The organism is Alteromonas gracilis, from assembly GCF_002993325.1.
Lineage (GTDB): Bacteria > Pseudomonadota > Gammaproteobacteria > Enterobacterales > Alteromonadaceae > Alteromonas > Alteromonas gracilis.
The window spans coordinates 143,072-155,147 of sequence record NZ_PVNO01000001.1 but is presented as its reverse complement, the minus strand read 5'-3'; the positions used below and the strand labels follow the sequence as shown (position 1 = coordinate 155,147).

Here is a 12,076-nt window from a genome sequence, read left to right as displayed (position 1 = left end):
TAGAGATAAGAATATGAACCTTTTTAAATTAAGTATAATTGCGGTAGCAGTAGCAGGTCTTTCAGCGTGTAGCTTGGAAGGCGATGATGGCAACGACGGCGCACCAGGTGTTGATGGCGTTGATGGTCAAAACGGTTTAACAAGCCTTACCGTTCAAACTGAGTTGGCGGTGGGCGATGCTAATTGTCCTAATTCAGGCGTGCGCATAGACTCTGGCTTAGATGCAGATGCTGATGGCACCCTTGCCGATTCTGAAATCACTTCAACAAGCTATGTTTGTGTTCCTGGTGTTAACAGCGTTAGTAGCAGTGAGCTTTTGACTAGCTTAAATAACGAGTGGTTCGTAGCAGCTCAAACCGAAGTGGAAAACAATAAAGCGGTTTGGATGAATGCAACTTCGGGTGAAAGTGCTGCTTCATCAAATGCAGCGTTTACTGCCACGGTTAATTCTCGAGAAGAATTAGACGCCATGGTTGCTAATCTTCGCGGTAAAGCGAAAAACGTTATATTGTTTGTCGGTGACGGCATGGGCGTTTCAACGGTTACGGCAGCTCGAATTTTAGACGGTCAAATGAACGGTCTTGCCGGCGAAGAAAACCAGCTTAGCTTCGACAAATTCCCCTTCTCTGGCCTTTCAAAAACTTATAATGTCGATGCTCAAACACCAGATTCAGCGGGCACAATGACCGCGATGATGAGCGGTATAAAAACCGATGTCGGTGTTATCGGGGTTGACGAAGATATTGAGCGCGGCGATTGTTCAACGGTTGCGGGTAACGAGTTAGTTACGGCACTTGAGCTTGCAGAAATTGCAGGTAAGTCTACTGGCATCATTTCAACTGCCCGTATTACACACGCAACACCTGCTGCAACTTACGCTAAATCTGCTGACCGCAACTGGGAAGACATTTCGGATATGCCAGAAGCAGCGGTTACTGCAGGCTGCTCTGATATTGCCGACCAGCTAATTAATTTCGAAGCTAACTTAGAAGCAAACTTCGAAGGCTTAGACGTTGATGGCATTGAAGTCGTAATGGGAGGCGGACGTCGTCACTTCTTACCTCGTGACGAAGCGTTCAACAGCCCGGATGCAGCGAGCAGCATTGAGGGAGATCGTACAGATGGACGCGACCTGACTGCAGAATGGCAGACAATGTATGAGAACGGTGTGTATATCTTTGATCAGTCTGGGTTCGACGGCTTAGATACTGAAACCACTGAAAAAGTGTTTGCTCTGTTCAACGAATCGCACATGCAATACGAAGCCGACCGCAGTAACGATATTGCTGGCGAACCGTCTATCGCAGAAATGACAAGCGCAGCAATTAAGGTATTGGATAACAATGAGAAAGGTTTCTTCCTTATGGTTGAATCTGGTCGTATTGACCACGCTCACCACGCAGGAAATGCCTACGGTGCGCTTCACGACACTATCGCCTTTGCTGAAGCCGTTGACGCTGCTGATAAACTTACTGATGATGAAGATACACTGATCATCGTAACTGCTGACCACGGGCACGTATTTACCATGGCGGGTTACCCTAAGCGCGGCAACCCAATTTTAGGTAAGGTGGTAAACGTAGGTTCAGATGAAGCTGCTACAGCTGCCGACGGTACGCCATATACCACTCTTGGCTACACCAATGGTTTGGGCTTTAGAAACCTGGGAGACGTTACCAATTCAGACGCGTCTTATTTAGCAGGCCCAGATACAGGTCGTAAAGATATAACTGATGTTGACACTACAACACCAGGTTATCACCAAGAAGCGTTAATTCCGTTGAGCTCTGAAACGCACTCGGGTGAAGACGTAGGCATTTATGCGAAAGGCCCAGGCGCTTTCCTTGTCAACGGTACCAACGAACAAAGCGTTATTTTCCATGTCATGGACTTTGCGGGAGACTTCGTTTCTCAAGCAGAAAGTGCAATGGAATAAGTTTTTTAGAAGTCAAAACAAGGGCGGCCTTCGGTCGCCTTTTTCCATGTAAGTAAGCAACATCATTCACTGTAGGATTTAATGAATGAAATCACACAAAGCCCCTATCTTTGCTTTTGTACTTTTTTCTAGTTTGAGTACGCATGGCTTTGCTCAAGATACAAAGAGCCATTCTGCCATAGACGCATCACCTGAACTTGTTTGCGAGAAAAACGACACAAACCTTCACGCAACTTACGAGATAAGCATTAAGAGCCCATCAAAAGACCCAAAGACCACATCACTTCATTTGTGGCGAAACGCTAATAATGTGGCGCATGAATATCCTGCGACAAACGTTACTGAGTCTTGGACACTGGTTCGCAACCGCTTTATCAAACCTACACGATATTTCGATGCTCACGAACGCGCTATAGAATATCAGCCTGGAGAAACTATCCACGGTAAAAAGGAGACAGATTTTTCCTACCGCTACCAGCTAATAAGCGACAAACTCATTAATGCTATGTCGCTAGACAAAAAAGACGGTAACGGGTGCGACACCGTGGAATACTACTCACTTGAAAACACCCAAGGTAAATTCACACTCAAATGGCTTCCCTATCTCAAGTTGGTAGCATCGTTTAGCGTTGATAAAAACGGTGTAACCAGAGAATGGACACTAAAAAATATTGATTTAAATGCTAATACAGAGGCCTTTTTTTCAAAACGACGTGACTATCAAAGTACAGATTACGCTGATATTGGCGATGATCACACTGACCCGTTTTTAACTAAAATGGTCACGCAGGGATTTATTGAAGCCGGAGCTAGTGGCTATTATGACGAACATGGCCACAGTATTGGTGAAAGCCATTCTCACTAAGAACATATAGCCTAATAAATGAATGGTCATGAGGCTTACATGGCCATTTAATGAGGATGCAAAAAGGTTTTGTTACAAACTATCCCAAAGTACATAAGTTATTCACTGGCTTAATTTTTGTTCTATGGTATAAAAGAATAAAATGAGCGATTCATCATGGATGGTGTAAATGATAGATGTACTTCTTTCCCCTGAAAACTTTTGGTTCAGCATCGCGCTATTCGCCGTTTTCTTAGTTTTTATTCTTGAGCTTATCAGCACCGTTTTTGGCATGAGTCTTTTGGGATTAGGCGACGACTTTGCCGAATTCGATGGTGAAGGATTCCTTAGTACATCTTTTGCCAGCTGGCTAAATATAAACAAAGTTCCTTTTCTTGTTTACCTCATTGTATTGATGACCTTTTTTGGCCTTTCGGGGCTAATCATAAACGGTTTGAGTGCAAGTATACTCAATACAACGGTACCCTCACTTGTGTCTGTTCTGTTGGCCTTTGCGATTGGGTTGTTCATCACGGCAAAAACCGTTCGGCTGATTTCAAACTTACTCCCCAGCGTCGAATCCAGCGCCCTTACCAGCGACGATTTTCTTGGCTCTGTTGCTGAGATAACCATTGGAAAAGCAAGTCGGGGAAACCCCGCAGAGGCAAAGTTCACCGATCATTACTCGCAACCTCATTTTGTATTAGTAGAGCCATTTGAAGACCATGAGCTTTTCTCGCAAGGAGAGCGCGTAATTTTAGTTCAAAAAAATAAACACAGCTGGTTAGCAACACGCTACCAATAACCTAAAAAGAGATAAAAGTATGGATACAATTCAACCATCTAGCTTGCCGTCAATACTCTTTATTGCCGGTGCCATTGTTGTAGGGCTCATTGTTATTGGCCTTATTTTCGCAAAACTCTACACCCGCGCTACCAAAGAAACCGCCTTTGTAAGAACGGGGTTAGGCGGCGAAAAAGTAATAAAAGATGGGGGGGCCTTAGTACTGCCTGTTGTTCACGAAATTATTCCGGTGAACATGAACACCCTTCGTATTGAGGTGGAAAAAATCCAGAAAGACGCGCTTATTACCAAGGATCGTATGCGCGTTGACGTAAAAGCTGATTTTTATTTGCGCGTCGCACCGAATGCGAGCGGCATCTCAATGGCAGCGCAAACCCTTGGTACACGTACCACACGTGCTGAAGAAGTTAAAAAACTCATGGAGTCGAAGTTTGTTGACGTACTTCGTGCAGTAGCGGCTGAAATGACCATGACTGAAATGCATGAACAGCGCGCTGACTTTGTTCAAAAAGTTCAACAAAGTGTGGCTAACGATCTTGAAAAGAATGGTCTTGAGCTAGAATCGGTAAGTTTAACAGGCTTCGATCAGACAGATCTTCAGTTTTTCAACGAGAACAACGCCTTCGACGCTGAAGGTCGTGCTCGCTTAACCAAGATCATTGAAGAGAAGCGTAAAGAAACTAACGATATTCAGCAAGAAAACCGTATTCATATTGAACAACGCAACTTAGCGGCTGAAAAACAATCTCTTGATGTGAAGCGCGATGAAGAAGAGGCTCGCCTAGCTCAAGAGCAGGTGCTGGCCTTTAAACGTCAGGAACAAAAAGCTGAGATCGCTAAGCAGCGCGAAATGAAAGAGCGTGAAGAACGAGAAGCGGAAATTGCGAAAGAACGGGCAATTGAGGCTGCTGAAATTGAAAAGTCACGAGAAATTGAAACGCAAGAAATCGCCAAGCGCCAAGCGTTAGAACAGGCACGCATTCGCCAGCAGCAAGAAGTAGAGGTTTCGGAACAAATCAAGCAGATTGCTGTTGCAACTAAATCAGAAGAAGAGTCTGCCGCCCGAGCGAAAGCGGCCGAAGCTGAAAAGCAAAAAGTAGAAAAAGAAGAAGCGGTACTGACTGCTAGATCTGTAGCTGAAGCTGAGCGTAAGAAACAAATTGAAGTTATAGATGCACGCAAAGAAGCGGAACGTGAGGCGGTTGGTATCACCGTTGAAGCACAGGCTAAGAGAGAAGCTGCAGAAAACTCTGCTGCCGCTATTCTTACTGAAGCGAAGGCCAGTGCTGATGCCAAAATGCTTCAAGCTGCGGCTGACGAGAAAGTGCTCGCCGTTGAAGCCCAAGGTAAACAGGCGCTTTACGAAGCTGAGAACACCCTTAAAACTGAACAGATTGAACTGCAGAAAGCCCTTGCAATGCTTAAAGTATTGCCTGAGCTTGTGGCAAACGCAGTTAAGCCTCTCGAAAATATTGAAGGCATCAAAATACTGCAAGGCTACGGTCAAGGTAGCGGCGCAAAAGGTGAGCACACTATTGCCACAGCAGGCGGTGGTTTAGCTGAACAAGTAACGCAAGCCGCGCTAAGCTATCGCGCTAACGCCCCTTTGGTCGATTCTATGTTACGTGAAGTGGGTTTGGTAGACGCTGACACTGGTACATTAGGCGATTTAGTGACAAGTAACAGCGATCTGCTCACTAAGGCGAACGCTGTAAAACCAAAAACGATTGCAACACCTGCTGAACAGAAAAAAGGTAACAAAGCGCCTGAGGCGTCACCCGCGGAATAAGAGCTAAATTTAGAAACCGTTCTAGAATTGATATTATTGCACGGTACCCGCTATTAAAAACGCCCTCAACACTAGGACATTCCACGTGTTGAAGGCGTTTTTTGTATACACTATTCCCTTATACCAGTTCGCATAGATCATTACCCACAAGCTGCAAAAATTATTTGTAAGTAGTAACATGATGGTTACTATTATGCTCCCGGCGTCATCAACATGATATTTACACTCGCAGCAAAGGGTTCACTGAAATTAGAGGAGATTTTTCATGTCATCTATACCCGAAGAACCTGAAAAGCCCCTAAGAGACGACTGCTGTGGTGGAGGCTCATGCTGCCCTTGTATCTGGGATGTTTACTATGAAAAGCTGGCTAAGTGGAAAGAGGCTAAGCAAAAACAAGAGGATGAAGTCGCGTCGAATAGCACAGGTAACTGAAATACGATACAAGCTATAGTAAGAATTAGCGGCGATAACTCGCATTTTACACTGACACAAACTCTAAAATTAACATAAAGCCTACATTTTTATAACGCACACCACTTTTGAACTTCTCATTTACAATTTCCCGTTGTGCTGATAATCTATCTTAATCGATTAAGAAATAATTTTACTATTTTCAGTTATCATTAATAAACTGTTAGTAAAAGTTAAAGAGTTAAGCAAAGCCCGTTATATGTTCTGCTATGAACCATCAAGACTGGTAGCGCTTAATTTAAGGTAATGCAAGCTCGCGATATATTTGAAGTACGAGTTAGCACATGCTGAATTTTGGAGAGTTATCATGTCTATACGCAATGGCGTTCAATTAATCACCTATGCAGACCGACTAGGTGATGGCAACATCGAGAGCCTTACAAGCCTTCTTCAAGGCCCGCTAAATGGCTTATTTACAGGTGTTCACGTCCTTCCCTTCTATTACCCCTATGATGGTGAAGATGCTGGCTTCGATCCTATCGATCACACGTCTGTCGATGAGCGATTGGGCGACTGGGACAACATCAAGAAGCTGGGAGAGTCGGTTGATATTATGGCCGACCTGATTGTTAATCACATGTCAGGCCAAAGTGAAGCGTTTAAAGATGTGTTGAAAAAAGGTCGCGAGTCAGACTATTGGCCACTATTTCTTACTAAAGAAGATGTGTTTAAAGGTAATGACCAAGCGTTAATCGACGAACAAATTGCGAAAGTGTTCCGCCCTCGCCCAACACCGTTTTTCAGCGATTATGAGGTAGGTACAGAAACTGATTCTCCAGAGACGGTTCCGTTTTGGACTACCTTTACTTCCAACCAAATCGATATTGATGTTGAATCGCAATTAGGTAAAGACTATTTATCTTCTATCCTACAATCATTCACTGAAAGCAACGTTGATCTCATTCGTCTTGACGCGGCAGGCTATGCAATTAAGCGCACAGGCACTAACTGTTTTATGCTTGAAGAAACCTTCGAGTTTATTGAAGAACTTTCAACGCGCGCACGTTCGATGGGTATGCAGTGTCTAGTAGAAATTCACAGCCACTACCAAACTCAGATTGATATTGCTTCTCGTTGTGACAGCGTTTATGACTTTGCACTACCACCACTGGTTCTGCATACGCTATTTACTAAAGATGCAAGCGCACTGGCACATTGGCTATCAATTTCACCTCGCAACTGCTTTACAGTTCTAGATACGCACGACGGCATCGGCATTGTTGACGTGGGCGCAAGCGGTGACAAGCCGGGCTTATTAAACGCCGAGGCGATTAATGCGTTGGTGGAGCAAATTCACGTTAACTCTAATGGTGAGTCCAAAAAAGCAACAGGCGCTGCCGCGAATAATGTCGATCTCTATCAGGTTAACTGTACCTATTATGATGCCCTTGGCAAAGATGACTTCGCTTATTTGGTGGCGCGTGCCATTCAGTTCTTTAGCCCAGGTATTCCTCAGGTTTATTACGGTGGTTTACTCGCTGCACAAAACGATATGGAATTACTTGCTAGAACCAACGTAGGTCGCGACATCAACCGTCCATACCTAACATCTGCAATGGTTGAAGAGGCAGTGCAAAAGCCGGTCGTGAAAGGCTTAATGCAGCTAATTAACCTTAGAAACGAAAACCAAGCTTTCAATGGCGTTTTCGACGTAAGCTACAGTAATAACACACTGGTACTTACCTGGAATAAAGACCGCGATATGGCGTCATTGACCGTCGACTTTAACAATATGAGTGCCACAGTAAACACTGTCACTAACGGCGAGGAAAGTACGCTGTCTGTCGGTTCTTTACTTGCCTAAACCGTAAATAGATAGGTAATTAACCTTAGCAATAGTGTGGCTCGAAAAAGGTGGGTGTGGGGAAGTTTTTCCTATACTCACCTTTTTCTGTTTTGCTCACATTGCGTAATACGCAGCACCTAATACACTTTATCGCTACCCCTTAAATTACCTATGTTCATCATTGTAGGTTCTGCCCCAATCACATAGTTGGCGCAAGGTTGGCTCTAGCGTGCGACCTAGGTCTGTAAGTGAGTATTCGACCCGTGGTGGCACTTCAGCATACACTTTTCGATTGACCAACCCATCACGTTCTAGTTCTCTTAATTGCTGAGTAAGCATTTTTTGTGTAACGCCCTGCAGACGCCTACGCAATTGACTAAAGCGCAGGGTTTTATGGCACAAATGCCATAAAATAACACCTTTCCACTTTCCACCTATTATTTCTAACGATACAGCAACGCCACAAACATACTGAGCCGTGTCATTTTCTTTTTCCCCAATTTTCGCTGATTTGGCATTAATAGAATCTACGGTAACAATACCGTCGTTCTTTTCTGCTTCCACCCTGGTTAAATTCGCCGTCATAGCAATTCCTTAAAAAGCAACACAGCCGTTGCTGCTCTTGGTTTTCACCAATGTAAACTTCACTAAGATAATTAAGAGAAACTAGCGTCCATTCCCATTAGTATATTTTAGGGTACTACCCTACTAAAAAGTGCATACTTGCGCAAAGTATATATATTGTCACAATGGTAGCGTTACTTTCGACCAATGGAGACAGGTATGACATCGTTTAAAGCGTTGCTAATAGAAAAACAGGAAGATAAATCGTTCACTCGCCGTATAGAACAGCGTTCACTTGATGATTTGCCGGAGGGCACGTTGCTCATTAAGGTGCAGTATTCATCACTTAATTACAAAGACGCCCTGTCAGCGACAGGAAATCCCGGCGTTAGCAGAAACTTTCCCCATACCCCGGGTATAGACGCTGCAGGCACAGTTGTATCCTGCGATGACAACAGCTTCAAGGAAGGCGATGAAGTTATTGTAACCGGCTATGACTTGGGTATGAACACGGCGGGAGGCTTTGGCGAATATATTCGAATTCCGAGCGAATGGGCGGTGGCTAAACCCGTTGGTTTATCGTTAAGGGAGTCTATGGTGATAGGCACTGCTGGTTTTACTGCTGGGCTATCTGTTCAAGGTTTAGTTGAACACGGTGTTACACCACAAAAAGGCGATATTTTAGTAACAGGTGCAACGGGTGGTGTAGGTTCTGTCGCGGTCGCATTGCTCGCCAAAGCGGGTTACTCAGTGGTAGCGTGCACGGGGAAAAAGAAACATGAGTCATTTTTAAAAACCCTCGGAGCAAGCAAAGTAATCACTCGCGATGAGCTGCTTGAAAATAAAGAGCGCCCCATGTTGAAAGAACAATACGCTGGCGCTGTCGATACGGTGGGTGGTGAATACTTAGCGCAAGCCATTAAGGCTACGCAATACGGCGGCACAGTGACATGCTGCGGGCTTACCGCTTCTGCCGATCTTAATGTTAGCGTATTTCCATTTATCTTGAGAGGCGTTTCGTTGCTTGGCATTGATTCTGTGCAGTGCCCTATGCCGCCTAGATTGAGATTGTGGGACAAACTTGCCAGTGAATGGAAGCTCGATTGTCTTGATGACCTTACAGAGGAAGTAAACCTAGAAGCCGTGAATGAAAAAATAGACGCCATTTTAGAGGGGCAGATTTCAGGCCGTACGTTAGTGAATGTGCAAGCATAGGCCTTGGCGTCAATTTATTCTCTCCTCTTCACCATTAATAGTCGCAGGCAATTAAATATTGCCTGCGACTAACCTTCTCTTAATTAGAAGCCTTCCAAGACGAGTTTACCAATAGCCCGCCCTTCTTCTAAAATTCTATGCGCTTCAATCAAGTTTTCAGCGTTAATTTTACCTAAGTGTTTTCCTACAGTTGTCTTTATTTTTCCTTCATCAATAAGTGATGCAACATGAGTAAGTAAACGACTTTGCTCGACCATATCATCAGTTTCAAACATTGAACGGGTAAACATAAATTCCCAATGTAATGACAGACTTTTTTGCTTAAGCTTTGCCACATCCAAGCTTTCTGGGTCGTCAATTAACGCCAATTTACCCTTCGGCTTCATGACTTCCACGTAGTCTTCAATGTATTGGTGTGTGTTGTTTAAACTCGCCACATGAGTTACTTCACCAACATTCAAGGCCTTGATTTGCTCGGCCATAGGTTTACTGTGGTCAACTACGTAGTCGGCCCCTAACTCTTGCACCCAGCTTTTTGAACTTTCCCGAGATGCAGTAGCGATCACGGTTGCGCCCGTTAAACTCTTAAGTAGTTGCAACATTATTGAGCCAACACCGCCTGCTGCCCCCACAACAAGCACTACTTCGTCACTTTTTTCACTTTGCTGCTTTAGTGCAAGATGATCAAATAACAATTCATAAGCCGTAATTGTGGTTAGCGGAAGAGCCGCTGCATCGCTATCTGATAAAGACTTCGGCGCTTTTCCAACAATGCGCTCGTCAACCAGCTGAAACTCGGCATTCGACCCCGCTCGGGTAAGGTCTCCGGCATAATAAACTCTGTCGCCAACGGCAAACTCGGTGACATCAGCGCCAATTTCAACCACCTCACCTACGGCATCCCAGCCTATCACTTTCGCTTCGCCTTCAGGGTTAACACGCTGACGAATCTTGTAATCAACGGGGTTCACGGCAATGGCATTTATTTTTACTAATAGATCCCTACCCGACGCGCTGGGCTTGGCGAGTTCTAAATCCATTAACGCATTGGGTTCACTAATCTCTAGTGACTGGGTATAGCCGACTGCTTTCATCATTGTGCTCTCCTTTAATTGATACGTTCATCATACTCTTGATTAATTTTGGATAAACATCACAATACAAGAAACATTATCAAATAAAATTTGAAAACCATGTTACTAGATGACCTCAACGTAGTAATAAAAGTAGCCGAGTTTCGAAATATCACCGCCGCGGCCACCCATTTAAATATGCGCACCGCTACGGCGAGTGCGGCAGTTAAACGGGTTGAGCAAGCTCTCGGCGCTGAGTTATTTGTACGCACAACTCGATCGCTCAGGCTTTCCTCTGCTGGTGAGCGATTTTTGCCAACATGTGAGCAAGCCATGGCGATGCTTGCAAATGCTAAGCAGAACTTAAAGGGCGATACTGGCGTTATTGAGGGCGAACTACGACTAGGCTTGTCATCTGACTTAGGACGAAATGTAATAGCGCCGTGGCTTGATGATTTTATGGAAGAGCATGACAAAATAAGCGTAAAACTTAATTTAAACGACAGCAATATCGATTTCTACCGCGATCCTATCGATTTAGCTCTGCGTTATGGTTCACCTGATGATGCAAGCGTTTACGGATTTAAAATTTGCGACGTTCCTCGGTTTCTTGTCGCCGCCCCTTCTTATCTCAACATCCACGGCACCCCAGAACAATTTGAAGACTTGAAAACGCATAACGGGCTTTTTTATCAACTGCACGACAAAGTGTATAACGAATGGGAATTCGTGCGCGACGAAAAACCACTTAAGATAAAAATGCTCGGTAACAGGACAGCAAACGATGGTGAAATGGTAAGGCGGTGGGCCGTGGCTGGCAAAGGGGTTGCCGTTAAATCAAGTTTAGATACCTGTGACGATATTCTAAGTGGGCGTCTTGTTACGTTATTGCCGGGCTACCAACCAAAACCAACGCAGCTTTGGTTAATCTGCCCGAGCCGCCAATCGATCACGCCAGCGGTTAGGTTATTAAGAGACATGTTAAAAGCGCGCTGCGCTGAATGTTTAGCGCGCCTTAAAGAAGCAGGTGTATGTTGAAATACGGCTTGATAAGATATTTATGACTAACGCTTAGCTTTTTGATTCAGCTGCGCGTATGCTACGTCAAAACCCGCTAATGATACGGGTAAGGTAACCTGCTGGCTTTCAGACTTCTGATATGCAACTAGCATGGTTTCACCGTTATGCAATTGCTCTAAAAGCTGGCTATCGATTTTGATAATACTTTGACATGCCTTTTCGTCACACCCAGAAAAAGGCACTTGTAAGGGCGAGAAATTATCTATTTTTACTCCGACCCCATTTTTTGTTAGCGTATTTTTAGGTAGCTTTATTTTTAAAACTGGAAAATCTTTCGAATAAGAATAATCAACATTAATGCCTAACAATACTTTAGTTGCTTTCTCATCTTTAGCAACAAGCTGGCTAAGTGTACAAACTGAAGAATCGTTGCAAAGCAAACTCCAACTACCAAAATCGCTCGTTGTGACAGCCCACGAAGAAAATGAAGCGAGTATCGAACTAACTATTACTAAATATTTCACGTCTACCTCTTAACAAAAATGGGGAGCTTATGCTCCCCCTATCTTATT

General features: G+C 44.3%; 11 protein-coding genes. 8 read left to right on the top strand and 3 right to left on the bottom strand.

Annotation, left to right across the window (positions count from 1 at the left end; genetic code table 11):
* The first annotated feature begins 13 nt into the window (after nt 1-13).
* The 6 genes from C6Y39_RS00685 to gtfA all read left to right on the top strand — a co-directional run bounded on the left by C6Y39_RS00685 (nt 14) and on the right by gtfA (nt 7,650).
* Nucleotides 14-1,936, top strand: a complete 1,923-nt coding sequence (locus C6Y39_RS00685) for an alkaline phosphatase (protein WP_105929405.1) — start codon at nt 14-16, stop codon at nt 1,934-1,936.
* An 85-nt stretch (nt 1,937-2,021) separates the two neighbouring features.
* A complete protein-coding gene (locus tag C6Y39_RS00680; RefSeq protein ID WP_105929404.1) occupies nt 2,022-2,801 on the top strand; it encodes a hypothetical protein in 780 nt (259 codons plus the stop codon).
* Nucleotides 2,802-2,970: 169 nt separating this feature from the next.
* Nucleotides 2,971-3,585 (top strand): OB-fold-containig protein, encoded by a 615-nt coding sequence (locus tag C6Y39_RS00675; protein WP_105929403.1) that lies wholly within the window; start codon nt 2,971-2,973, stop codon nt 3,583-3,585.
* Between the two features lie 19 nt (nt 3,586-3,604).
* Nucleotides 3,605-5,374, top strand: a complete 1,770-nt coding sequence (locus C6Y39_RS00670) for a flotillin family protein (protein WP_105929402.1) — start codon at nt 3,605-3,607, stop codon at nt 5,372-5,374.
* A gap of 265 nt (nt 5,375-5,639) precedes the next feature.
* Nucleotides 5,640-5,807 carry an oxidoreductase-like domain-containing protein gene (locus tag C6Y39_RS00665; RefSeq protein ID WP_105929401.1) on the top strand — a complete coding sequence of 56 codons (168 nt, stop codon included), beginning with the start codon at nt 5,640-5,642 and terminating at the stop codon, nt 5,805-5,807.
* Between the two features lie 346 nt (nt 5,808-6,153).
* Nucleotides 6,154-7,650: a sucrose phosphorylase gene (gtfA, locus tag C6Y39_RS00660; protein ID WP_105929400.1), complete on the top strand. Its 1,497-nt coding sequence runs from the start codon at nt 6,154-6,156 to the stop codon at nt 7,648-7,650.
* Nucleotides 7,651-7,797: 147 nt separating this feature from the next.
* Here the strand turns inward: gtfA and C6Y39_RS00655 are convergent, their stop codons facing one another.
* Complete coding sequence (locus C6Y39_RS00655; RefSeq protein WP_105929399.1) at nt 7,798-8,217, bottom strand: winged helix-turn-helix transcriptional regulator; 420 nt, start codon at nt 8,215-8,217, stop codon at nt 7,798-7,800.
* Between the two features lie 198 nt (nt 8,218-8,415).
* Here C6Y39_RS00655 and C6Y39_RS00650 point away from each other — a divergent pair, with 198 nt between their 5' ends.
* Nucleotides 8,416-9,411 (top strand): YhdH/YhfP family quinone oxidoreductase, encoded by a 996-nt coding sequence (locus C6Y39_RS00650; protein WP_105929398.1) that lies wholly within the window; start codon nt 8,416-8,418, stop codon nt 9,409-9,411.
* An 83-nt stretch (nt 9,412-9,494) separates the two neighbouring features.
* On the opposite strand, the gene C6Y39_RS00645 is transcribed toward C6Y39_RS00650, so the two are convergent.
* Nucleotides 9,495-10,505: a zinc-binding alcohol dehydrogenase family protein gene (locus C6Y39_RS00645; protein WP_105929426.1), complete on the bottom strand. Its 1,011-nt coding sequence runs from the start codon at nt 10,503-10,505 to the stop codon at nt 9,495-9,497.
* Between the two features lie 99 nt (nt 10,506-10,604).
* Between C6Y39_RS00645 and C6Y39_RS00640 the strand changes: the two genes are divergently transcribed.
* Entirely contained in the window at nt 10,605-11,522 is a 918-nt protein-coding gene (locus C6Y39_RS00640) for a LysR family transcriptional regulator (protein WP_205664112.1), read from the top strand.
* Between the two features lie 26 nt (nt 11,523-11,548).
* On the opposite strand, the gene C6Y39_RS00635 is transcribed toward C6Y39_RS00640, so the two are convergent.
* Nucleotides 11,549-12,028, bottom strand: a complete 480-nt coding sequence (locus C6Y39_RS00635) for an invasion associated locus B family protein (RefSeq protein WP_105929396.1) — start codon at nt 12,026-12,028, stop codon at nt 11,549-11,551.
* Between the last annotated feature and the right edge of the window lie 48 nt (nt 12,029-12,076).